Here is a 24521-nt window from a genome sequence, read left to right on the forward strand (position 1 = left end):
CAAAACATTTTGTCAAGTATTTTTTTATTTTTGATTTATTATTGGTATTGCATCTTCTATCTTCCTACTGGTTTTACCACTTCTGACAGATAAAATAGAATTCGATTTCTCAACTGCTTTTCTTACTACTAATCTTTTTTTACGCACGAAAAAAGCCCCAACCCAGTAGCTCTCTGTCTACCAAACTAGGACTTCCCAATGCGCCTTCAGGGGCTCGAACCCTGGACACCCTGATTAAGAGTCAGGTGCTCTTCCAACTGAGCTAAAGGCGCATGCATTTGTTGAACGCAATAGTTATTATATACGATACTTCAACAAAATGCAAGAGTTTTTTTCACAAAATTTAAAGTTTTTAATGCTATTTTAATTTTTCTATCTTTTCTCTTAATTCATCTTCCGAAACAGCTCCAATAATTTTATCTGCTGCCTCCCCGTTTTTAAAGAAAATAATCGTTGGAATTGACATAACTCTATATTGACGGCTAATCCCACTTTCCTCATCTACATTTAATTTTCCAATAACAACCTCCCCTTCATATTCATTCGCAAGCTTTTCCACGATAGGTGCCATCATCTGGCAAGGTCCACACCAGTCAGCATAAAAATCAACAACTGCCAACTTATTGCTTTCTAAAACTTCTGATTGAAAATTGTCACCTGTTACTCTTAGTTCCATAGTATCTCTCCTTTTTTATCAATTATATTATTTATTTAACGCTTTTTTTGCCGCTGTTTATAATAGACGATACCTCATCCCATGATTTTTTCACCTGAAGTGCCTTTTTATTTAAATCCGTATTTCCAGCTAATTTTCTTGCTATTTTTGATTTCACTGATTTTCCCATATACGTTCCTCACATATGCGAGCTTATTAACTAGTATATGCAAAACTACAAATTCTATTGATCTCTCAATTTATTTTATAACGGCAATTCTTAACCTCTTTTTCTTCTAATAACCATACGATTAATCGGTTTTCCTTCTTTTGAAAATTTCTCTTCATATTCTGTCATCACATTTCCCTCTGCATATTCACTATGATGAAGATCATATGTGACATTTTCCAGATTCCAGCCTGCCAGCTCTACCTGCTCCAGAGAAAAATCAAACAATTCTCTATTATCCGTCTTAAAAATAATTAATCCGTCCTGATCCAAACATTTATTATAGCGTTCTAAAAACTGTACAGAAGTCAAACGTCTTTTCGCATGTCGTTCCTTTGGCCATGGATCGGAAAAATTCAAATAAATCCGTGCAACCTCTTCCTCTTCAAATACTTCATTTAAATCTTCTGCATCCATTCTTATAAAATAAAGATTATCTTGTTCTAATTCTGGTCGTTTTTCCAATGCCCGGACTAATACACTGGAATATTTTTCAATTCCGATATAATTAATATTCGGATTTTTTTTAGCAAGCTCCATAATAAATTTTCCTTTTCCCATACCTATCTCAATGTGAATTGGATTATCATTGCCAAACACGTCTTTCCATATCCCTTTTTTCTCATTTGGCAGTTTTATAGTATAATCATCACCTTCTATCTTTTCTTTTGCACCTTTTACATTTCTTAATCTCATTGTTATACCCTTATCTATCACAACAGTTGTGATTCCGCCCAACATTCAAGTTAAAAAAAGAGCGATTTTATTTTCCTTTCCTTATAAATTTCTCTCAACTTTTATTTTTCTTCTTAATTTGTTAACAAAGTCTAAATCCATTTTACTATATTTTATTAAAAAATGCCATCCTTAGATGAAATCTTATACGATACCCACTGATACTGAATCTATTCTTAAAATTTTGTTAAAAATATAAACATTTCATATTATTTTACTACCCTTTTTATTTAAAATGGTGTATTATGTTTACAAACATAATTACCATCAAATCATAGACAGGGGTGAACGCCATATATGGAAAAAGTATTAAATCTCTTAGATGAGATTGAAAAAAAAGCCAACGCTATTCTTGCTCATACTTCCGTAGAAAAAACTGCTCTTCATGACAAGCTTACGAAAGATATGGAAAAATTAGATAAAGAAATGGAGGCAAAAACCAACCGGCAGTTAGATGAATTAAGGAAAAAAATGGACTTAGAAATTACAAATGAGAAACAGCACTTAATTGAGTCATGTAATAAACAACTGGAGGAACTAGAGGTAAACTATCACAAAAACCATGATAAATTAGTTGACGAGGTCTTTAACAAAGTAATAGGAGAGTGAAGCGTATATGATAAACAACCTGTTAGCCTATAGTGGCATTGTAACCAAAACAAAAGCAATGGGCAAATGGTTAATAACTCCGGAAGACTACGAAAAAATCTCTAATCTGCCAACGGTTGCTGATTTTATTATATTTCTAAAAAATCAGCCAGGCTATAAAGACCTATTTGCAAACTGTGATGAGCATGCTCTGCATCGAAACCAGATTGAGCATATATTGACAAATGCACTTTATATGGATTACTCAAAGTTGTTTCGATTTGCAAATGATAACCAGCGGAATATATTATCATTTTTATTTTTCCGCTACGAAATTAACATTTTAAAATCCTGCTTACAACAAGTATTTGATTCCAATTCTACATATGATTTAGCCGCATTTGAAACTTTTTTTGCAAAACATTCTGACCTTAATCTCAAACAATTGTCAGAAGCAAAATCACTTGATGAATTTATTCTTACTTTAAAGGGAACCGAATACTATGCCTTGTTTCAAAAAATATCACAGATAGAAACTATTTCTACTCTTTATGACTATGAAACGCAGTTGGATATCTATTATTACAAAAAAGTATGGAAATTATGTAAGAATCACTTAAAAGGGAACGAACAAAAAGCATTGCGAGATACACTTGGAAAACAAATTGACCTGCTCAATATACTGTGGATTTATCGTTCCAAAAAATATTATAACGTGGAATCTTCAAAGATTTATTCTTCGATTATACCAATCCGTTATAAACTGACCAATCAAGACTTAATGCGTATGGTAGAAGCTACATCCGTTGAAGAATTTTTACTTGTTTTAAAAGCTTCTCCGTATATTCCAAAAGGAATTGACTTAAATCAGAATTCCGTTGAATCAATATATCGTCAGGTTCTGAATAAAGCATATAATGATAACAGACATCGGAATCCTACCTCTATGAGTACATTATTTTATTACTTACATTTAAAAGAACAGGAGATTGATCATTTGACAACTGCCTTAGAATGTATTCGCTATAGTCTTAATCCTTCGGAAACGCTAAAGTACATTTTAGAGTAATGGGGGTGTAACATTGATTGAGAAAATGAAATACCTTAATATAACCGGTCCAAGAAAAGATATTGACCGTGTTGTAAATACTTATCTAAGTAAATATGAGATTCATCTTGAAAATGCAATGGCAGAATTAAGTGCCGTACACGATGTCATTCCCTTTCAAGAAGCGAATCCCTATAAAGAAATCTTATCAAAAGGAGAAGTTTTACTAAATCAGATAAAAAAGGATACCATTCCAAGTGGTCGTACTATGACCCCTATGGAAGCTTCAGAAATTATTTCAGAAGCTTACAGTATTTTAGAATCGGCAAATAAAAAAATGGAAAAGGTAGTAGAAAAAAAGAAACACTTAACTGATTTGATTAGTCAATTAGAACCTTTCCGTATGCTTGACTATGACCTTTCTAAAATACAACACTTTACTTTTATAAAATTCCGGTTTGGTAAAATATCTCACGAGTACTATAATAAATTTACTCGTTATGTCTACGACAATTTAAACACTGTTTTCTATGAATGTGGTCGAAATGCTGATTATATCTGGGGAGTCTACTTTGTTCCGGCTACTTCCGTCAATCAGGTTGACGCTGTATTCTCTTCTCTGCATTTTGAACGAATTAATCTGGCAGATGAATACAACGGTACACCAGAAGAAGCGTTTCAGACAATCTTAACCAAACTAAAGAAAGTCCGCTCAAAACATAAAAAATTAAAAACTCAATTAAAAGAACAGCTTGCACTAAAAAGTGGAGATATTCTTACTGCTTACGAAACATTGTCAAAGCTTTCGGCAAACTTTGATATTCGAAAGATGGCTGTTCTAACAAGCGAATCCAACACACAGCAGGTTTTTTATATTCTTTGCGGATGGATGGGTTCTTCCGATGCAAAAGCCTTTTTAAAGGAAATTGAAAATGATCCGAATATTTATTGTATTGCACAAAACGGAAAAGAAAATTTGGATGGTACAATTAAACCACCAACAAAACTAAAAAATCCGAAGTTTTTTAAACCATTTGAAATGTTTGTCAAAATGTATGGTTTGCCTGCCTATAACGAAATGGATCCTACGATTTTTATTGCCCTTACTTATACTCTGATGTTTGGAATTATGTTCGGAGATGTTGGACAGGGACTTTGCCTTGTAATCGGTGGCTTTTTATTATACCGGACGAAAAAAATGAATCTCGCAGCGATTGTATCCGTTGCCGGATGTTTTTCAACTGTATTCGGCTTTTTATATGGCAGTATCTTTGGACTGGAAGATATTTTACCTGCCCTTTGGAGAAGACCGATGGATAACATCATGTCAACTTTAATTACAGCCGTTATATTTGGCGTCATATTAATTATTATTGCGATGCTAATTAATATCGCCAACTCCATCCGTGCAAAAGATTTAGAACGTGGGTTATTTGATGCAAGCGGTGTTGCCGGTCTTATTGTTTATGGAAGTGCTGCCTCTTGTGTTGGTCTTGCAGCTACAGGTCATACACTTCCTGCCGGAATTATTCTTGGAATCTTAATAGGAATTCCTCTACTTGCAATCTTTTTGAAAGAACCGCTTACGAATTTCTTATTAAAGAAGCGCCATATCTTTCCATCGGGAAGTAAAGCAATGTTCTTTGTTGAAGCCTTTGTCGAACTCTTTGATGTTGTATTAAGTTATGCAACCAATACAATTTCATTCGTCCGTGTTGGTGCTTTTGCTCTAAGCCATGCAGGTATGATGGGCGTTGTTTTAACATTGGCACACTATGAAAGTGGACATCCAAACATAGCTGTCATTATCCTTGGTAATATTTTAGTTACCGGATTAGAAGGTCTTGTCGTTGGCATTCAGGTACTAAGACTTGAATATTATGAAATGTTTAGTCGTTTTTATAAAGGTACCGGAAGAGAATTTAAACCATTTAAATCACAAAATTAACAGGAGGATATTGTTATGAATATAAAATCAATTATTTTAGTCGCTTTAATTGCAAGTATTGTAATCCCATTTGGGGTATTTTTATTAGGTGAAAAGAGAAAAGGAAGTTTCAAGGCAGCCTTAGGTTTTAACGGATTATTTTTCTTTGGAACTTTAATTATTGCAGATATATTATTGTTTAGCGGAAAAGTTTCTGCTTCAGAAGCCGAAACTGCTGTTGCAAGTGCTACAGACGGCTGGAAATATATTGCTGCTGCCCTCTCTACCGGTATGTCCTGTATTGGTGCCGGTATCGCTGTTGCAAGTGCAGCAAGTGCAGCTTTAGGAGCATTAAGTGAAGATTCCTCTATCATGGGTAAAGCACTTATCTTCGTAGCCTTAGCAGAATCAATCGCTTTATATGGTCTTCTTATTTCTTTCTCCATTCTTGGATAATAGGAATACATCACATGAAAGGACCGTGAATTACTATGAAAATGTTTCTTATTAGTGATAATGTTGATACTTATACCGGTATGCGTCTTGCGGGTGTAGATGGTGTCGTCATACATTCCAAAATACACCTGAAAGAGCAACTGGAACAGACATTTTCCAATAAAGAAATCGGTGTTTTACTTATAACCGAAAAACTTAGCCAGGAATTTCCGGATATTATTAATGATATAAAGTTAAACCACCGCCTTCCTCTTATTGTGGAAATTCCCGATCGTCATGGTACAGGTCGTGATCCAAACTTCATTATGAATTATGTCAATGAAGCAATCGGGCTAAAACTATAAGGAGGATACATTATGACTTTAGATGAAAAATTAGATCTTTTTTATAATTCAGCAATTGAAGACGCAACCAAACAAAGCGTAGAAATGATAGAAGAATATAAAAAATCACTGGAGTCGGTATATGAAGAACATAAACGTGAAGCAAACCAAAAAGCCGAACTGACACTAAGTACCGAAACCCAAAAATTAATTCAGAAAAAAAACAAGACTCTTTCTATTGAAAATCTTGACTTTAAACGCCGGCTAAATGAAAAAATGACCGAATTAAAAAAAATATTATTTACCGACGTACAAAAAAAATTAGAACATTTCATGAATACACCGGAATATGAAAACCTTCTTGTAAAGCAAATTGTATATGCACTTCAATTTTCAAAAGGCAATGAAATTCAGATTTATATCAATCCAACCGATGCTGACAAGAAGACTTCTTTAGAAGAAAAAACCGGTGCCACCTTAACTGTCAGCAAAATTGATTTTATCGGTGGAACCCGTGCTGTCATTCATGAAAAAAATATCCTGATTGACCGTTCTTTTTTAACTAAGATGGAAGAAGAAAAGGATATATTCTCACTATAAAGGAGGTTTGTCCCGTGGAAATAATGGGTAAAATCTATGGTATCAATGGACCGGTTATCTACTTAAAAGGAAACTTGGGCTTTAAAATGGCTGAAATGGTATATGTCGGCAAAGACAAGTTAGTAGGTGAGGTAATTGGTCTTACAAAAGATAAGACAACCATACAGGTGTACGAAGAAACCACTGGGCTGAAACCGGGAGAAGAGGTTTACTCCACCGGTTCCTCTCTCTCCGTTGTTTTAGCGCCAGGGATATTAAGTAATATTTTTGATGGTATTGAAAGACCATTAAAAGAAATATCAAAACAATCGGGTGCATTTATTCCAAGGGGAGTAAATGTTGACTGCTTAGATACAGAAAAAAAATGGAATACTCATATTACAATAAAAGAAGGTGAGCGTGTATTTGGCGGTACAATAATTGCCGAAGTACCGGAAACAACTGCCATTACACACAAATCAATGGTACCTCCGAATACAGAAGGAATTGTAATTAAGACAGTAGCCGATGGCGAATATTCTATTTTTGAACCAATCGTCACAATCGAATGTGCAGATGGAGAGCGAAAAGAACTAACACTTGCCCAAAAATGGCCAATTCGAGTTCCACGCCCTACTGCCAAACGGCAACCGATTGACCGCCCATTACTAACCGGTCAAAGAATTTTAGATTCTTTATTTCCAATCGCAAAGGGTGGCACTGCTGCCATTCCCGGAGGTTTCGGAACAGGGAAAACAATGACGCAACATCAGCTTGCTAAATGGTCTGATGCAGATATTATTATTTACATAGGTTGTGGCGAGCGTGGAAATGAAATGACTAATGTATTAGAGGAATTTTCCCAGTTAATTGACCCTCGTTCAGGTAATCTTTTACTTGCCCGGACTGCATTAATTGCTAACACTTCCAATATGCCGGTAGCTGCCAGAGAAGCAAGTATCTATACAGGTATTACACTCGCTGAATATTATAGAGATATGGGGTATCACGTAGCAATTATGGCTGATTCTACCTCCAGATGGGCAGAGGCTCTTCGTGAACTTTCAGGACGTTTGGAAGAAATGCCGGCGGAAGAAGGGTTCCCTGCTTATTTGGCTTCTCGTTTATCCGCATTTTATGAACGTGCCGGTTTTATGCAAAATTTAAACGGAAGCGAAGGAAGTGTAACTATTATAGGTGCCGTTTCTCCACAAGGTGGTGACTTTTCCGAACCGGTAACACAAAATACAAAACGTTTTGTCCGTTGCTTCTTCGCACTAGATAAGTCACTTGCCTATGCCCGCCACTTTCCCGCAATTCATTGGCTTACAAGCTACAGTGAATATGTTCCTGACTTAGCTCCCTGGTATACCGACCATGTAGCACCCGATTTTATCAACTGTCGAAACCAGATTTTAAGTCTTTTAAGTCAGGAAAACAGTTTGAATGAAATTGTAAAATTAATTGGTAGTGACGTATTGCCGGATGACCAAAAATTAGTTTTAGAGATCGCAAGAATCATCCGTCTTGGCTTCCTACAACAAAACGCATTTCATAAAGAAGACACTTATGTTCCAATGGATAAGCAATACAAAATGATGGACGTTATCCTTTATCTTTATGATAAATGCAAGAAACTTGTAGCGATGAATATGCCGATGTCGTTAATTCGAGAGGATCATATTTTTGAAAAACTGGTTTCAATCAAATACGACGTTGCCAATAAAGATTTATATAAATTCGATGAATACAAAACAATGATAGACGAATTTTATAACCGCCTAATCGAAACAAATGCCTAACTCATTTTCAGAAAGGAGCAATAACATGTCTATCGAATATCTTGGTCTGAGCGAAATAAATGGACCATTAATTGTATTAGAAGGCGTTCAAAATCCAGCCTACGAGGAAATCGTAGAATTCACAATCGACAATAAGACAAAAAAATTAGGCCGTATTGTTGAAGCCTATGAAGATAAAGCCGTAATTCAAGTATTTGGAGGAACAGATGAAATGTCTCTTCTAAATACCCATACCAAATTAACCGGTCATCCAATGGAAATCGGATTATCAGAAGATATTTTAGGTCGTGTTTTTAACGGCTTAGGACAGCCAATAGATGGACTGGGTAACATTATTCCTGAAGTAAAATTAAATGTAAATGGACAACCGCTTAACCCTGTTTCCAGAGAATATCCCCGCAACTATATCCGAACCGGAATATCTGCAATTGACTGTCTTACTACATTAATCCGCGGTCAGAAGCTTCCAATCTTTTCAGGAAACGGTCTGCCTCATGACCAGCTTGCTGCTCAAATTGTAAAGCAGGCTTCTCTTGGAGAAGAAAGTAATGAAGACTTTGCAATTGTTTTTGCCGCAATGGGCGTAAAACATGATGTTGCAGAATTTTTTCGCAGAACATTTGAAGAAAGTGGTGCCAGCTCTCATGTTACCATGTTTTTAAATCTGGCAAATGACCCGGTTGTTGAGCGACTGATTACACCAAAAGTCGCCCTTACAACAGCCGAATATCTGGCCTTTGAAAAAGGAATGCATATTCTTGTTATTTTAACTGATATGACTTCTTTTGCCGAAGCAATGCGTGAAGTATCTTCATCCAAGGGAGAAATTCCAAGCCGAAAAGGATATCCCGGCTATCTTTATAGCGAATTTGCAGCACTATACGAACGTGCCGGCATTGTTGCAGGACGCCCCGGCTCTGTTACCCAGATTCCTATTTTAACAATGCCAAATGACGATATTACACACCCTATCCCAGACTTAACCGGTTATATTACCGAGGGTCAGATTGTTTTGGAGCGTTACCTGCATCAAAAGGCCATTTACCCGCCAATCAATGTGCTTCCATCTCTATCGCGACTTATGAAAGATGGTATTGGTGCCGGTTATACAAGAGAAGACCACCAAGACTTAGCAAACCAGTTATTTTCCTCTTATGCACATGTTGGTGAAGCACGGGCATTAGCAAGTGTAATTGGTGAAGATGAACTGTCAACAATTGATAAAAAATATTTAAAATTTGGTACTGCATTTGAGGAACAATTTGTTGCTCAGGGTCAGAATGAAAACAGGACGATTACAGAAACCCTTGATAAAGGTTGGGAGTTACTATCCATACTTCCTCGTGAAGAATTAGACCGTGTTAACACAACAATATTAGACAAATATTATCATCCGGCACAAGAAGAGCCATCGGAAGATGAAAACTATGATGACTAATTTATCAAACATAAGGAGATGACCAGATGGATCCAAATACATTTCCTACAAAAGGTAATCTTATCCTCGCAAAAAACTCCCTTGTTCTGGCAAAACAGGGTTTTGAATTAATGGACAAAAAAAGAAACATACTAATTCGTGAACTAATGGATTTAATCGATGAGGCCTCAAATATTCAATCTGAAATTGATGTTACATTTACGACTGCATATAAGGCACTGCAAAAGGCCAATATTGAAATGGGAATTCATAATGTTGCACAAATTGCAAAAACAATACCAGAGGAGGATTCCATTTCTATTAAACTTCGTAGTATAATGGGTACTGAGATTCCATTTGTCGAATGTGACAAAACAACACAACCTGCAGCATACTCGTTTTATGGAACTCGAATTTCACTTGATGAAGCCTGTTATCAATTTAATAGAGTAAAAGAATTAACCTTACGTCTATCCATGATTGAAAACTCGGCTTATCGGCTGGCATCCAGCATTAAAAAAACCCAAAAACGTGCTAATGCGTTACAAAATATCACAATCCCACGTTATACTACTCTTGTAGCAGATATTCAAAATGCATTAGAAGAAAAAGAACGAGAAGAATTCACACGGCTTAAAGTGATAAAACGAATGCAGGGAAAAACATAAAAGGAGTTATAATAATAAAATGAAACGATTGTTTGTATTACTATTAGTGGCATCTATTTTAATTAGTCCACTAGGCAACACAACCGTCTTTGCAGACACAAAAACATCTTCTGCAAAAGGCACAGAAGAAACTTGGCCAAAAGGTCCAAAAGTAAATGCCGAATCAGCAATTCTCATGGATGTATCATCCGGATTAATTTTATATGAAAAAAATAGTCATAAAAAACAATACCCAGCAAGTATTACCAAAATAATGACAACGTTACTGGCAATTGAAAATTGCTCAATGGGTGAAATTGTAACATTTTCCCATGACTGTGTATTTGGCATTGAAACCGGAAGCAGCCATATTGGAATTGATGTTGATGAAAAACTAACCGTAGAACAAGCCCTTTATGCAATTATGTTGGCCTCTGCAAACGAAGTATCTTGGGGAATAGGAGAACATGTAAGTGGCTCACTCAAAGCATTTGCAAAAGCCATGAATACACGTGCAAAAGAGTTAGGATGTACTGACACACATTTTGTCAACGCTAATGGTCTTCATAATGACAATCACTATACGACTGTATATGATATGGCCCTAATTTCAAGAGAAGCGATGAAATCCAGTACATTTCGGAAAATTATTTCAACCAAATCCTATACAATACCTCCGACTAACAAACACAAAGAACCCAATTCGTTCTTAAATCACCATCAGATGCTAGTTGGCAACAAATATCCGCAATATAAATATGAATATTGTATCGGCGGTAAAACCGGCTACACAACAAAGGCTGGTTCAACCTTAGTTACATTTGCAAAAAAAGATGATGTCGAATTACTTTGTGTTGTTATGCGTGCAAATGGTCCTGCTTCTTCTGAAAACGAATATACGGATACAACATCATTATTTAATTGGGGCTTTGAAAATTTTACTCAACATGACATAACCGGAAATACTGACCTAAGTTCTGATACAGAGTCGCCATTGTTTACCAAATATAATCCAATATTTGACCAGACCAATTCACCACTTCGTCTTGGAACAAATACAACGATTCTGCTTCCAAATGGTGTGGATTTTGAAAAAGCAGAACGCAAGGTAAATATTTATAAAAATATTTCTTTAAAAGATGGTGAAAATATAGTTGGTAATGTTTCTTATAACTATGGAGGCAAAACCGTCGGCAGTACTGATATTATATTTGACAAAACAAAGGCAGTTACATTAACCTCCTTGACCAAAACCCGACAAATCAATGCAAAAACAGTAAAAGGTGCGAATACATTTAATCTAAAACCTATTATTATAACTGTTATTATTCTTTTCATCATTGGATGTATATGCCTATATATATCAATTTTAAGAAAACGTAAAAAAAACTCTCGGTCATATCGGTTTTAAATGCAAATAAATGAGAGGGTTACAAAATGAATTATTTCCATTTTGTAACCCTCTCATTTATTTTCTTTAAACTAGTTTTTCACCTTTCGCCTTTTTTGTTTATGCAGTCGGACCTCCTGAAATTTTTCCTGTAACAAAGCTGCTTTTTCGGCTGTTATCATACTAACTATTTTGACTGCGAACACCTTTCCATCTTTTGTTTTATGAATACGTATTCTTCCTTTTAAATATCCATGCTCTTTACAATAAGCAAGGCAATAATAATTTTTTAAATTACTACTAAACCATCGAATTCTTTTTGTTGCTTTTGCTCCACATCTGCAACAAAAAATATCTTTAATCTTACTATTTTCCATTAACTTTTCCTTGCTATCATATTCCTTAGAAATAAACTTAGAATAATTATCATACACAATATACACTTCATCTTCTTCCGTTTTTGGATTATGATAATAATCAATGGAAAAATAACTGTCTACCATTGATTTTTCGATTTTTTGAAAAATTCTTGTCGTATATTCTGCATCCCATAAAGCCCTGTGAAAATTTTCGTTCTTTTCAAGTTTCCAATAATCCACAGCATACTCTAGTGAACGGGCATTCTTTCGTCCTTCTGTCTGTAATGAAAATAATTTCTGTACATCATAATATAAGAATGGTTTATTGCCGAGCGGACTCATCTGATAATAACTCATATTTCTCTGTAATTCAAATAAATCACTGGTTCCCCATGTCGCAAAATAGTAGTCATCGCCACACCATGATAAAAACCTTTGAATCACTTCGCAAAAAGGATTCCCGCTTTTCAATTCTTCCATATCTATGTGTATTATTTCATTGGTTTTTGGATGTAATTCTTTATAAACTTGTGGACATATAAGTTCGTGAAATTTTTCTAAAACTTCCCGTTTTTCATCTAACTTTACTGCTCCAATTTCAATTATCTCAAACGGAAATTCTTCCACTTCCGTTCCACCACCCGGACATTGATTCCATTCCAAATCAATAACAATATAATTCAAAGTTCTACCAACTTTCTATTTTTTCTAATCCATAGATTTAAATATCTGAGCTATTTGTTCCGAACTCATTTGCCAATCTGACTTTCCGATTTGATTCTGTTTTTTATTTTCAGCTTTACAATTTTAGTTCTCCAAACAATTCTTCTGTTTTAACAGCTCTTCAATTCTACTTATTGTAAATTCCAGATTTTCTATACTTTGTCCAACACCATCCACAATATCTGGCACATTCGATTTTGTTGCGATTCGTTCTATACTGGAAGCAATTTTACTTGCTGACTCTTTTATATTGACAATCATACATTTAATATCTTCCCTATGATACTTCACAACTAATTTTGTTGCATTTTCTTCCACTTCAATAATTTGTTCTTTATAAATTTCTAACACTTCTAATAGTTCTTTCTGCTCTTCTCTATTAAGTTCCTTCATTTGACACAACACAATATAACAAGCCTTTTGAAGTTTAACCAATTCTTCTAATAACTTATTATCCGCCAATCCACTTTGTATCGAAAAAGCATCTGTATTCTGTTCTGGTATTGTTGATTTCGACATAAAATATGTCTGAATCCAATCTAGTAACAAATAAGTAGTTAATAGGACGATTGCCCCTCCACCAACAATAAGTGAAACTGTATCTCTAAATTCTAAAAGAAAATATAGTTCCAATATAATGGATGCCATAAACAACATTCCAATTATCATAAAATTATTCTTCTTTTTCATCCTGTTACTCCCTCGTAATAAACTTTCATTTCCTGTAAGCTCTCTTACATTTTTCTAACAATTATGATGTTGGGGCAAAAGATATTTTGACCCCTGATACCTACAGATGACTACGCACTTTGTGGTATCATAATTATATTACCATAAGAATTACAGCAAAGTAAACACATATCCCCTCTCAAACCTTTATATAGGACTTATTCTCTATTTTTTACAAACCTGTAGCAAATTTTCCCTTTTACTCGTTATATATATAACAATGTGTTTTTACAAGAGCATGAGGAGGAAGAGTATGAAAGAACAAACTATAAAATTATGTATTGGACTTACATTATCAATACTTTTTTTAATATCTGTTAATTTTTTTCTAACATTAGAACAAAATCCATATTATACAAATAAGCAACCTACATATAAAGAAACTATCTTTACTTTTCCGGATACCATTATATCCTTCCTTGGCTTTAATAAACAATAATATATCGTTAACAAAGTAGTTCTTAAAGTAACTGTAATAAAAAAATGTTGTAAAACAAATTCTTCTTGCTTTACAACACTTTTTAACGTTCCTGACTGGAGTCGAACCAGCGGCCTACTGCTTAGGAGGCAGTCGCTCTATCCTACTGAGCTACAGGAACACTTCAATTTTCTATACCCCTATTATTATATTTCATTCATATGATAAAATCAAGTATCTTAGTCGTTAATTTGTTGACATTTTTCTATATTTTGACTATTTTTTAATTCTTTTTTGCAAAAGTTATTGACTTTTCTTCACAAATATACTACATTAGTCTTGTAAAATCAAAAAGGGGGAGATATATATGCAATTACAGAAACTAGAACTTATGATACAAAAAAGTAATAATATCGTTGCGTTGTTAGGTCCAGGAATCCTTGAAGAATGTGGTCTTCCTAACTTTCGTAATGATGATGCCTGCTATGAAGTAGAGTCTTCTTATGGATACTCCCCAACAGAGTTATTATCTGCTCAATTTTTTGAAACACGAAAAGAATTATTTTTTCAATATTATAAAGAGATTATCCTAAAAAAGGGAGTTCCTTGCTCTGCTCTATATGCTTTAGCAAAGTTAGAACAAATCGGCAAATTAAAATCAATTATCACAACAAACATGTACAATATTGAAGAAGAAGCCGGCTGTAAAAATGTAACTCATCTTTATGGATATGTAGAAGATAACAAATGCCCTCGTTGTGGAAAGGCATATTCCATTTCTTACATCAAAAATTCAATTTCCGTACCTTTGTGTGAAAAGTGTCAGGTAGCCATACGCCCTCAGATACTATTAATTGGAGAGTTATTAGACAATGGCTTAATGACCAAAGCTGCTAATGCCATTGAGCATGCAGATATGCTTCTTTTATTAGGCACACATATCAATGACTATCGTATGGGAAAATTAATCCAATACTATACCGGAAATCGACTTGTCGTAATTAATGATATTGTTCATTGTGCTGATTCTAACGCAGATTTGTTAATTAAAGAACGGCCAAGCAATATTTTACCCCATATTAATTTTTAAAGAACAAAGAGGCGCAAGTCCCTCATTCATGAGGGACTTGCGCCTCTTTGTTCTTTACTTATGACAACTATTTTAGCAATATAATTACAGCTCTGTAAAGTCTACTTTACCCTGCATCCATATATTTCCTTTGAATCTTCTGCCCACCATCGGTTCACCTTGTAAATCTTTTTTATTTATACAAATACTATAATTTAAATCATTGCACGAGATAAACAGAATATATACTTCTTCCTGCGTATATACATTCACGATACTTTTCCAATTTAAAATCGTTCCAACAATGGAATAATTATCCGATTCTGAACCATATGGAATGAAACAATTATCTACAATGGAATAAATATCTTCTTTTTTTGCCCTTCTGGAAATCATTGCATACATATCAATGTCATCAATTGTAAGACTATCAATTGCTTCCTGATTTCCAGCCTTTGCTTCTGCTATCAGCTGGCTTCTTTTTTTTGCCTGCGCAGAATGATTTTTTCTCTGTTGTTCAGTAAAATCAACTCCTAACAAAATCTTTCCTTCTATTGATAAAGCAGAAAGCGTTAAAGATACATATCGACCTGTATCTTCCATTCCTTTTGTTTCCATATAATCAATTGCATTTTGCAAATAAAATATAAGAGAAACTCCCAATCTTAAATCATCGCACATGCCAGTATAAGCATCTGTATCTACTCTTTTATTAATTATAACATTTTCCTTTGCTGTCACCATATGACCTATCAAATATGGAAAATAATGTTCCAGATGGAAAAAACCTTTTTCATCATAGATTCCCCTTATGGCAAATCCAATATTATCTCCAAAATTTTTCATTACTTCTGTCATTACTTCATTTTTGCTAATTCGAGTTGACTTCTTTTCTGTTGGCTGGTCCAAGACTATGCCAATAACTTTATCCAACTCTTTCCTGTTTTTTATATTACTAAACCCAATTGCTCTAAGATAACTGTGCATAGCCTACACCTGCCTTTTTTATATTATATTTCATACAAAGCTTATTTGATTACTTCTTTGCCACCCATATATGGCTGTAACACTTTTGGAATACGGACAGAGCCATCTTCATTTAAATTGTTCTCTAAAAATGCAATTAACATTCTTGGTGGTGCCACAACTGTATTATTTAATGTATGAGCAAAATATTTTCCATCTTCGCCGACAACACGAATCTTTAATCTTCTAGCTTGAGCATCTCCTAAATTAGAACAGCTTCCAACTTCAAAATATTTCTTCTGTCTAGGAGACCATGCCTCAACGTCAATTGACTTAACCTTTAAGTCGGCTAAATCACCTGAGCAACATTCAAGCGTTCTGACCGGAATATCCAAAGAACGGAATAAATCAACTGTATTCTGCCATAACTTATCAAACCACATTTTACTTTCTTCTGGTTTACATACAACAATCATTTCCTGTTTTTCAAATTGGTGAATACGATATACTCCGCGTTCTTCAATACCGTGAGCACCTTTTTCCTTTCTGAAGCATGGAGAATAACTTGTTAATGTATAAGGTAATTTTTCTTCCGGAATAATCGTATCAATAAACTTACCAATCATAGAATGTTCACTTGTTCCAATTAAATATAAGTCTTCTCCCTCAATCTTATACATCATCGCATCCATCTCTGCAAAGCTCATTACACCAGTAACAACATCGCTTCGAATCATAAAAGGTGGTACACAATATGTGAAGCCTCTATCTATCATAAAATCTCTTGCATAGGAAATAACAGCAGAATGAAGTCTTGCAATATCTCCCATTAAATAATAAAAGCCATTTCCAGCCACTTTTCTGGCACTGTCTAAATCAATTCCATTAAATTTTTCCATAATATCACTATGATATGGAACTTCAAAATCAGGTACAACCGGTTCCCCATATCGCTTTATCTCAACATTTTCACTATCATCCTTTCCAATTGGAACACTTGGATCAATAATATTTGGAATTACCATCATAATGTCCTTAATTTTTTTCTGTAATTCCGATTCTTTTGCTTCTAATTCAGCTAAACGGTCTGCATTTTTATTAACTTCTGCTTTTATAGCCTCTGCTTCGTCTTTTTTTCCCTGGGCCATTAACCCACCAATCTGCTTTGATAAAGATTTTCTGCTTGCTCTTAATGAATCTGCTTCCTGTTGCGTTTTTCTACTTTCAGCATCTAATTCAATTACTTCATCTACCAGTGGAAGTTTGCTATCCTGAAACTTATTTTTAATATTTTGTTTAACAACATCCGGGTTGCTTCTAAGAAATTTTAAATCTAACATATATGCCTCCTATTAACTTAATAATCTCAATTTAATTTTAATATTTTATAATTTTTTTTAATAAAGAAAAAATTCCTTCTCCCCCAAAACATGGGACGAAAGGAATCCGCGTTGCCACCCAATTTGCTATAGTATAATCTATAACCTCTTGCTAGTATGATAAAGGATACTAACCTTCTAATTCATCATTAGAAATCGACATACTTGTCCCGAGAAGTGGAATGACTTTTTTGTTTACCAACTCACACCAACCGTTGACTCTCTGAAAAACATACAAAATCTTAGTTTCTCTATTTTTGTCTTTATTAAACTAATCTGATTTTCATTATAAGGGATTATTTCCATTTTTGCAAGTGGATATTCTATAATTGAATTAAAGAAAATTAAAATGTGTCTTTAATAAACAATGTTAATTCCTTAATTAAATTCTTTTCAATAAACTCACTATATGGCTTTCCATTTTTATCTTCTATCAGACGGATAACCGGTCTTGTAGGAAATTCTGCATTTTGTCTAAGAACAATTCCTACATCATTATCATTTGTCAGAACAAGTGTTCCATTTGGATATGCTGCAACTGAACTATTAAAACACTTCACAACCTCCAAGTCATATTTTTGACCACCTAATCCAACAATATATTCAATGGCCTCATGTACTTTCATTTTTTTTGAAAAAAGGCCATAAACGGAACGATCAAACTGATCACAAACAGCAACTATTTTTTCTTCAACTCCTATCTTCTCACTTGTTAAATGAAATGGAAAACCACTTCCATCTATCTTCTCATGATGGCATAAAACAATATTTTTAGCAGTATCAGAAAGCCAATTTTCATGCTCAATTGCTGAATATCCATGAATTACATGCATTTTTAATTGTTTTATTTCTTTTTCGGAATAAGAGTCATTCTCCATGTTTTGCATTTCAATTGGCACATATGTGTAACCAATATCATGTAAAATACTTCCTACTGCAATTTCATCTATTTTCTTTCTAGGTAAACGCATACGAAGTGCAATAAAAACTGATAGTGCACAGACATTCAAAGAATGAGCATAAATATTTTCACTCTTTTTTCTCATTCCCTCTACATTAAAAATAACTTCTGGTTGTTCAAGCAAATCATTTATAATTTCTCTAGCAACATTTTGTAGATTTTTCAACTGAGCATCGCCACAATACGAAAATTTTTCTAATGTTTCTTTTACAACTGTTTGACACTGCTGTTTTATCTTCATTTCTGTTATTTGCTCTAAACAAATTCCATATGCTAAATCATCTTCAATATAAAGATTATAAATTCCTAGTTTTTTTAACCGTTCAGCATACTGTACTTTAATAACTGTTCCAGCCGACATCAATATTGTATCCATCTCTGTATAGATATCTTTTGCTAAAATTTCTCCACCCTTTATTAAATCAACTGGTATTTTTCTCATTTTTCGTTCCTCTTTTTCTTTCGTGTTTATATTATAACATCTTTGTAAAAAATACAAAATAGGCTTTTTTTCATAAACAAAATAAACTTATTGCCAAATCTTATTGCAATTTACAGCAATCTAAAAGGCTATTATTAAGTACTTTTCCCAATAATATATTATAAGAATTCATCTACAATATATTTAAATAGAAATTTACTTTATAATAGCCCTTTTTAACTACGAGTATAATATTATGTATTCATTTATGAATTATCATTATTTGCTCATTGCTTTTTCCAATACTTGTTTTTCTTCATCTGCTAAAATCATATCACACTGACCATTTACAATCTCCTTCGCATAGATATAGCATCCTTCCCTGCTACTATGCATTGCATTAATTATAAAACCATCATTTGTTTCCGTTAATAATGCTATTGCAAAACTCAAATTACCGCCCATCTCACGAAAAGCATCATATTTAATTAATGCCATTTTCTTATATGTTGTAAGTAAAATTTTATCAATTCCTTCAAGTCTTCCATCCACAACCTGTAATTTTTCCTTAACGGCATCAACTTCATTGAATCGTTCAGTAATTACCTTTTCTAATGATTTCGCATCATTTCCTTCCATAAAAGCATTGTATCTTTTTTTCAATTTGTTTTGTTTTACTAAAACTACAATTAGCATAATAAACATAATGATTGAAAAACCAATTGTTCCAATCAATACATACCCTATATCAATTCCTACATAATTAAACAGTTCCATTTTATACCTACCTTTCTACTGTCATTAACATATCTATAATACGTTCCAATTCTTCTTCTGAATAATATTCTATTTCAATTTTTCCTCTATTAGAATTCTTTTTTTGATTTATATTCACTTTAGTTCCTACTATAGACCTTATTTTTTCTTCTAAATCTTGATATAACAATTGCTTTTTATTATCCGTTTTCTGTATCAATTCTTTCTTGTCTTGATTGTCTTTTAGTAGTTTCTTTACTAATTTTTCAGTTTCTCGAACACTTAATTTTTCGTCCAAAATTTTCATAGCTAATGTATATTGCATGTTCTTATTCTCAATTGCCAATAAAGCTCTTCCATGTCCACTTGAAATAATATCATCAATTAACATTTGCTGGACTCTTTTATCTAATTTTAATAGGCGCATAGAATTTGTTATTGCTGTCCGACTTTTAGATACACGCTCCGCCACTTCATCCTGTTTCAACTTAAACTCCTGAATAAGCCTTTGATATGCCACCGCTTCTTCAATAGGATTTAAATCTTCTCTTTGTATATTTTCAATAATTGAAATTTCTACAGATTCCTGTTCTGAATAATCCCTTATAATGGCTGGAACCTTTTTTAAACCTGCCAATCTTGCTGCTCGCCATCTTCTCTCTCCTGCAATAATTTCATAAAAATTTTGCTTTTTTTGTAGAATTAGTGGCTGTATAATTCCAAATTGTTTTATTGAATCTGCTAATTCCTGAAGCGCATCTTCATCAAAATTTTTTCTTGGTTGAGATTTATTTGGTTCTATTTCATTAATTCCTATTAATGTTTCACGTGAAACATTATCTTTTTTTTCATCTTTATGTGCTTTTTCAGGAATCATAGAATCTAATCCCTTTCCTAGACCTCTTTTTGCTACCATTACATATTATCCTCTCTTTCAATCACTTCATCAGCTAACATCCTATAAGCCTCTGCCCCTGTTGATTTTTTATCATATAGGGTAATCGGCAATCCATGACTTGGAGCCTCTGCTAATCTAACACTTCTTGGAATAATTGATTTATATATGTTTTGTTTCAAATTTTCTTTTACATTTTCAACCACTTGCAATGATAAATTTGTTCTTGCATCATACATAGTAAATACAACACCTTCAATTTCTAAATCAGCATTCAATCTGCTTTGTACTAAATTTATTGTGTGTATTAATTGAGTTAATCCCTCCAATGCATAATATTCACATTGTATAGGTACAATAACAGAATTAGCTGTTGTCATTGCATTAATTGTTAGTATATTAAGAGATGGAGGACAATCAATTATAATAAAATCAAAATAATCTCTCACTTCTTCAATTTGTTTCTTTAAAATATATTCCTTATCTTCAACTCCAATTAATTCAATCTCCGCCCCAGCTAAATTAACATTAGAAGGTAGTACATAGAGATTTTCTACAACTCCTTTTTTCATACATTCTTCCAATGTTACTTCACCTATCATTAGCTCATAAACCGTACTTTCCATATCATCTTTGCTTATTCCCAATCCACTAGACGCATTTCCCTGTGGATCTATATCAATGGTAAGAACTTTTTTCCCTTTTTCAGCCAAACATGCGGAAAGATTAATGGCAGTTGTTGTTTTACCTACGCCACCTTTTTGATTTGCAATTGCAATTACTCTGCTCATAACCTTTCACCTTTCTTATTTTAATTTTATTATAGTTATTTACATTTTTTCTAAGAATACCTTTCGTATTATACTTTACGTATTTACTTTAAAACAACTCTGTTTTTTATTATATCATTTTTACATAAATATATCTATATAAAAATATACTAACAAACTCAACAGTTTTTGTCACAATTAAAGTAAAAAGATAAAATGTTTCACGTGAAACATTTTATCTTTTTATAAACTAACAAATATATAATTATAGTATCAACTCTATTTCTAATTTTTTAATCTAAAAAAAGGAAACAATCAAAATAATTCCACTATATTATGTTTAATAGCATACACTGCTGCCTGTGTTCTATCTGAAACACCAATCTTTTTAAAAATACTAGAAACATGATTTTTTACTGTTTTTTCACTTATAAATAATCGTTCTGCAATTTCTTTGTTATACAATCCTTCTGCTAATAATTCCAAAACTTGTAATTCTCTTCTTGTAAGCCCATCGTCGATTGACGATTTCAAGTTATTTTTCTCAACACTTTCCTTTAATAATGGAGTCAATGACGGCTGAATAAAGGTTTCTCCATGATATACAGCATTAATTGCAGTCTTTAATACAGATGACTCTGAATCTTTCAATACATATCCATCAACACCTATATCGACTGCTTTTAGTAAATATTCTATCTCATTATGAATTGTTAAAATAAGAATTTTTGTTTTAATTTTTTTCTGTTTTAATTTTTCCAATACTTGTAAACCATTTGTATTTGGCATATTAATATCTAATAACACTACATCGTGAGCTGTGGCTTCAATCAGTTTTAATCCTTCGTTTCCATCACCAGCTTCACCAACAACTTTAATATCACCATCTAGTTCCAATAATTGTCTTAATCCTTCTCTTATCATAGAATGATCATCTATAATTAGTATTTTAATTGGTGTCATACTCTTCCTCCTTGATAATAGGAACCTTAATCAAAATTTTAGTTCCATTTTCCTGTTCTGACATCACTTCCATTGTGCCAGTCAACAAATCAACTCTTTCTTTCATGATTGATAGTCCGAAGTTTCTATTGTTTGTCTTATTTTCCTTTTGGAGCAGAGCCAATTGAAATCCTATTCCATCATCGCTTATTTCTAATTCAATTTCATCTTTATCATATGTAATAGTAATATCAAAATGTCCTGCCTTAGCATGCTTTCTAGTATTGTTATATGCTTCCTGAATAATACGAAATAGAGTTAAGTTAATAACCGGAAGCACCTTAACCTCTTGCTGGTGAACAACTAAGCGAATTGGTATGCCATCCGGGTTTTCAATCTCCATCTGTTTTATAAACCGCTCAAGCGTTGTAACCAGCCCTAAATCGTCAATTGACATAGGCCTTAAATCATAAATAATTCCTCTTAATTCATTGATTGTTTCTCGAATGGTAGAAGTCATCGTCTGTAGCTCTAATTTAGCACGAATTACATCAATATCCATTAATTTTGTACATAGTTCTGTTTTATGAATCAAAGTAGTCAGATTCTGTACCGTTGTATCGTGCAGTTCCATAGAGATTCTTTTTCTTTCCAATTCTTGAGTTTCCAAAAGTCTTAATTTATCATTTAAAACATTGGTTCTAGTATTTTTATCTTCTTCTTGTTTTATTCCAACCTCATCTACTATTGTACTTAATTTTTTTACATTATCCACACGTTTTTGAAGTGCTATTACTCTTTCCTGCATATCAAATATTTTTATTTGAAGAATTTCTATTTGTGAGGAATACTCTTCTTTTTTTTCTATGTTTGTCTCAGCTGTACCAGAAAACATACACTCATTGCTTTCCTCATCAGTGCCCAATTTTTTAACTTTCTGATTAAGACTAAAAATTTTTTGATTGTATAACTGCATCTCTTCACGAAGATGATTTTGTTCTTCATAAATTTCGCTTAATAATTCTGATAAAAATCCTAATATTTCATGTTTATTTTCACTCATAAAAATACCCCATTATAAAAATACTAGTCCATTTATAAATTATATAATATCTTCTTTACTTTGTAAATTAATTTACTTTTTTTGCACCGCTGTTTTGTCAATATCACCAAAAGCAACTATAATATCACTTTCAACAGCAACAAGCGTATAATGCTCCAAGAAAGTTTTATCCCACTCCACCAAGTCCACCTCAACTCCCTGTATCCCTCACTCATGAGGGACTTGCTCCACTTTGCGTGCCAGATGCGTGTTGCATGCTTTTTGCAACAATACTCCTTTCGCATCTGTGCACATCCTCGCGGAGCGTTTTTGCTTTATAGGAGACGAAGTTTCCTATAAAGTAAAAAACTGTTTGTTTTTTATCCAGAATAAAAAACAAACAGTTCTAATTTCAAAATCAATAGTCAAATATTTGTTTTTACCATGTACGAGAATTTAACTCCCTAAACTGGGCAACCGTAGAAACATGAGAATTTAGACCACCATCTACATTAATAATCTGTCCGCTTACATAACTGCTCTCATCTGAAGCAAGATATACACACATATGTCCTATATCATCTGGATTTCCATAGCGATTAACCATAATATTACTTAAGAAAACATCTTTTAAAGCCTGTGGTACATGTGCTTCATTTTGTGGTGTTACAATCAGTCCCGGACGTACACAGTTGCATCGAATGTTCTGTTTTCCATACTGTAAAGCAGTAGACTGTGTCAGCATATCTACACCTGCTTTCGCACAAGCATACGCAGTAGAACCAAGATCTCCTCCGCAAGAAGCCATAGAACCAATATTAATAATAGAGCCTCCTGCTGCATTTTTCTGCATATATGGAAGTACACACTTAGTAGCATAGAATGTACCACGTACATCACTTTGAAAAACACTATCCCACATTTCCAAAGTTAATTCATCCACGCGACCATCTTTCAGACCAACGTTAGCAGCATTATTTACTAAAATATCGATTTTTCCATACTTCTCAGCAGTATCTGACATAAGCTGTTCAATACTTTCCGTAGCAGTAATATCCATAAAATGATAAGTTGCTTCTCCACCTTCTTTGAGAATGCTATCTACCACAGCCTGACCTTTTTCTTCCCTACGTCCACAAATAACTACTTTAGCCCCTTCTGCAGCATACAATTTTGCAATTCCAATACCAATTCCGCTAGTGGAACCAGTCACAATGGCAACTTTGTCCTTTAATCTGTCCATATTAAAAACCTCCTCTATTTTCTACCTCGCACCATGATATAGAAAAAATCAA

Annotated in this window: 27 protein-coding genes, 2 tRNA genes and 1 other annotated feature; of the genes, 12 read left to right on the plus strand and 17 right to left on the minus strand. The window is 33.5% G+C overall.

Annotated elements, in window-relative coordinates; genetic code table 11:
- Positions 1-24: 24 nt before the first annotated feature.
- From FYJ58_RS15020 to trmB, 5 genes are all read right to left on the minus strand, one after another.
- Positions 25-147 (minus strand): hypothetical protein, encoded by a 123-nt coding sequence (locus FYJ58_RS15020; RefSeq protein WP_268892657.1) that lies wholly within the window; start codon positions 145-147, stop codon positions 25-27.
- A 52-nt stretch (positions 148-199) separates the two neighbouring features.
- Positions 200-272: transfer RNA gene (locus tag FYJ58_RS03435), tRNA-Lys, on the minus strand.
- A gap of 86 nt (positions 273-358) precedes the next feature.
- Positions 359-676: a thioredoxin gene (gene trxA, locus FYJ58_RS03440; protein WP_154517252.1), complete on the minus strand. Its 318-nt coding sequence runs from the start codon at positions 674-676 to the stop codon at positions 359-361.
- Positions 677-707: 31 nt separating this feature from the next.
- Complete coding sequence (locus tag FYJ58_RS03445) at positions 708-845, minus strand: hypothetical protein (protein ID WP_154517255.1); 138 nt, start codon at positions 843-845, stop codon at positions 708-710.
- Between the two features lie 90 nt (positions 846-935).
- Positions 936-1580, minus strand: a complete 645-nt coding sequence (gene trmB, locus FYJ58_RS03450) for a tRNA (guanosine(46)-N7)-methyltransferase TrmB (protein WP_154517258.1) — start codon at positions 1578-1580, stop codon at positions 936-938.
- A gap of 336 nt (positions 1581-1916) precedes the next feature.
- On the opposite strand from trmB, the gene FYJ58_RS03455 reads away from it, so the two are divergent.
- Genes FYJ58_RS03455 through FYJ58_RS03500 form a run of 10 tightly spaced genes read left to right on the plus strand, consistent with a single transcriptional unit; the run spans position 1917 to position 11817 of the window.
- Positions 1917-2228 (plus strand): hypothetical protein, encoded by a 312-nt coding sequence (locus FYJ58_RS03455; protein WP_154517261.1) that lies wholly within the window; start codon positions 1917-1919, stop codon positions 2226-2228.
- A gap of 7 nt (positions 2229-2235) precedes the next feature.
- On the plus strand, positions 2236-3276 hold the full coding sequence (locus FYJ58_RS03460) for a V0D/AC39 family V-type ATPase subunit (RefSeq protein ID WP_154517263.1): 1041 nt from the start codon (positions 2236-2238) through the stop codon (positions 3274-3276).
- A gap of 13 nt (positions 3277-3289) precedes the next feature.
- Positions 3290-5203 (plus strand): V-type ATP synthase subunit I, encoded by a 1914-nt coding sequence (locus FYJ58_RS03465; protein WP_154517266.1) that lies wholly within the window; start codon positions 3290-3292, stop codon positions 5201-5203.
- Between the two features lie 15 nt (positions 5204-5218).
- Complete coding sequence (locus FYJ58_RS03470; protein WP_154517269.1) at positions 5219-5638, plus strand: ATP synthase subunit C; 420 nt, start codon at positions 5219-5221, stop codon at positions 5636-5638.
- A 35-nt stretch (positions 5639-5673) separates the two neighbouring features.
- On the plus strand, positions 5674-5982 hold the full coding sequence (locus tag FYJ58_RS03475; RefSeq protein WP_154517272.1) for a V-type ATP synthase subunit F: 309 nt from the start codon (positions 5674-5676) through the stop codon (positions 5980-5982).
- Positions 5983-5994: 12 nt separating this feature from the next.
- Positions 5995-6561 (plus strand): V-type ATP synthase subunit E, encoded by a 567-nt coding sequence (locus FYJ58_RS03480; RefSeq protein ID WP_154517275.1) that lies wholly within the window; start codon positions 5995-5997, stop codon positions 6559-6561.
- Positions 6562-6584: 23 nt separating this feature from the next.
- Positions 6585-8342 carry a V-type ATP synthase subunit A gene (locus FYJ58_RS03485; protein WP_154517402.1) on the plus strand — a complete coding sequence of 586 codons (1758 nt, stop codon included), beginning with the start codon at positions 6585-6587 and terminating at the stop codon, positions 8340-8342.
- Between the two features lie 25 nt (positions 8343-8367).
- Entirely contained in the window at positions 8368-9780 is a 1413-nt protein-coding gene (locus FYJ58_RS03490; protein ID WP_154517278.1) for a V-type ATP synthase subunit B, read from the plus strand.
- Between the two features lie 26 nt (positions 9781-9806).
- The gene (locus FYJ58_RS03495; RefSeq protein WP_154517281.1) at positions 9807-10427 is read left to right on the plus strand and encodes a V-type ATP synthase subunit D; all 621 of its coding nucleotides are present in this window, start codon (positions 9807-9809) and stop codon (positions 10425-10427) included.
- Positions 10428-10446: 19 nt separating this feature from the next.
- Complete coding sequence (locus FYJ58_RS03500; protein WP_154517284.1) at positions 10447-11817, plus strand: D-alanyl-D-alanine carboxypeptidase family protein; 1371 nt, start codon at positions 10447-10449, stop codon at positions 11815-11817.
- A 71-nt stretch (positions 11818-11888) separates the two neighbouring features.
- On the opposite strand, the gene FYJ58_RS03505 is transcribed toward FYJ58_RS03500, so the two are convergent.
- Together FYJ58_RS03505 and FYJ58_RS03510 are read right to left on the minus strand one after the other, a co-directional pair.
- Positions 11889-12839, minus strand: a complete 951-nt coding sequence (locus tag FYJ58_RS03505) for a 3'-5' exonuclease (protein ID WP_154517287.1) — start codon at positions 12837-12839, stop codon at positions 11889-11891.
- A gap of 123 nt (positions 12840-12962) precedes the next feature.
- The gene (locus tag FYJ58_RS03510; RefSeq protein ID WP_154517290.1) at positions 12963-13568 is read right to left on the minus strand and encodes a hypothetical protein; all 606 of its coding nucleotides are present in this window, start codon (positions 13566-13568) and stop codon (positions 12963-12965) included.
- 292 nt (positions 13569-13860) lie between these two features.
- On the opposite strand from FYJ58_RS03510, the gene FYJ58_RS03515 reads away from it, so the two are divergent.
- Positions 13861-14046 carry a hypothetical protein gene (locus tag FYJ58_RS03515; protein WP_154517293.1) on the plus strand — a complete coding sequence of 62 codons (186 nt, stop codon included), beginning with the start codon at positions 13861-13863 and terminating at the stop codon, positions 14044-14046.
- An 86-nt stretch (positions 14047-14132) separates the two neighbouring features.
- Here the strand turns inward: FYJ58_RS03515 and FYJ58_RS03520 are convergent.
- Positions 14133-14206, minus strand: a tRNA-Arg gene (locus FYJ58_RS03520).
- 186 nt (positions 14207-14392) lie between these two features.
- Between FYJ58_RS03520 and FYJ58_RS03525 the strand changes: the two genes are divergently transcribed.
- A complete protein-coding gene (locus FYJ58_RS03525) occupies positions 14393-15115 on the plus strand; it encodes a Sir2 family NAD-dependent protein deacetylase (protein WP_154517296.1) in 723 nt (240 codons plus the stop codon).
- Between the two features lie 84 nt (positions 15116-15199).
- Here FYJ58_RS03525 and FYJ58_RS03530 read toward each other — a convergent pair whose 3' ends face one another.
- The 9 genes from FYJ58_RS03530 to FYJ58_RS03570 form a co-directional block, all read right to left on the minus strand.
- The gene (locus FYJ58_RS03530) at positions 15200-16081 is read right to left on the minus strand and encodes a DUF3881 family protein (RefSeq protein WP_154517299.1); all 882 of its coding nucleotides are present in this window, start codon (positions 16079-16081) and stop codon (positions 15200-15202) included.
- A gap of 41 nt (positions 16082-16122) precedes the next feature.
- Positions 16123-17400 carry a serine--tRNA ligase gene (serS, locus tag FYJ58_RS03535; protein WP_154517302.1) on the minus strand — a complete coding sequence of 426 codons (1278 nt, stop codon included), beginning with the start codon at positions 17398-17400 and terminating at the stop codon, positions 16123-16125.
- 88 nt (positions 17401-17488) lie between these two features.
- Positions 17489-17707, minus strand: a binding site (T-box leader).
- A gap of 76 nt (positions 17708-17783) precedes the next feature.
- Complete coding sequence (locus FYJ58_RS03540) at positions 17784-18842, minus strand: HD-GYP domain-containing protein (RefSeq protein ID WP_154517305.1); 1059 nt, start codon at positions 18840-18842, stop codon at positions 17784-17786.
- 258 nt (positions 18843-19100) lie between these two features.
- Positions 19101-19598 carry a DUF4446 family protein gene (locus FYJ58_RS03545; protein WP_154517308.1) on the minus strand — a complete coding sequence of 166 codons (498 nt, stop codon included), beginning with the start codon at positions 19596-19598 and terminating at the stop codon, positions 19101-19103.
- 7 nt (positions 19599-19605) lie between these two features.
- Positions 19606-20493, minus strand: coding sequence for a ParB/RepB/Spo0J family partition protein (locus tag FYJ58_RS03550; RefSeq protein ID WP_154517311.1), 888 nt, complete (start codon positions 20491-20493; stop codon positions 19606-19608).
- Positions 20493-21263 carry a ParA family protein gene (locus tag FYJ58_RS03555; RefSeq protein WP_154517314.1) on the minus strand — a complete coding sequence of 257 codons (771 nt, stop codon included), beginning with the start codon at positions 21261-21263 and terminating at the stop codon, positions 20493-20495. The genes FYJ58_RS03550 and FYJ58_RS03555 overlap by 1 nt, the downstream gene beginning before the upstream one ends.
- A gap of 294 nt (positions 21264-21557) precedes the next feature.
- Positions 21558-22205, minus strand: coding sequence for a response regulator (locus FYJ58_RS03560; protein WP_154517317.1), 648 nt, complete (start codon positions 22203-22205; stop codon positions 21558-21560).
- Entirely contained in the window at positions 22192-23247 is a 1056-nt protein-coding gene (locus tag FYJ58_RS03565) for a sensor histidine kinase (protein WP_154517320.1), read from the minus strand. The genes FYJ58_RS03560 and FYJ58_RS03565 overlap by 14 nt, the downstream gene beginning before the upstream one ends.
- Positions 23248-23665: 418 nt before the next feature.
- Entirely contained in the window at positions 23666-24469 is an 804-nt protein-coding gene (locus FYJ58_RS03570; RefSeq protein ID WP_154517323.1) for an SDR family NAD(P)-dependent oxidoreductase, read from the minus strand.
- Positions 24470-24521 lie beyond the last annotated feature (52 nt).

Origin of the sequence: Velocimicrobium porci, assembly GCF_009696045.1 — a bacterium.
GTDB lineage: Bacteria > Bacillota > Clostridia > Lachnospirales > Lachnospiraceae > Velocimicrobium > Velocimicrobium porci.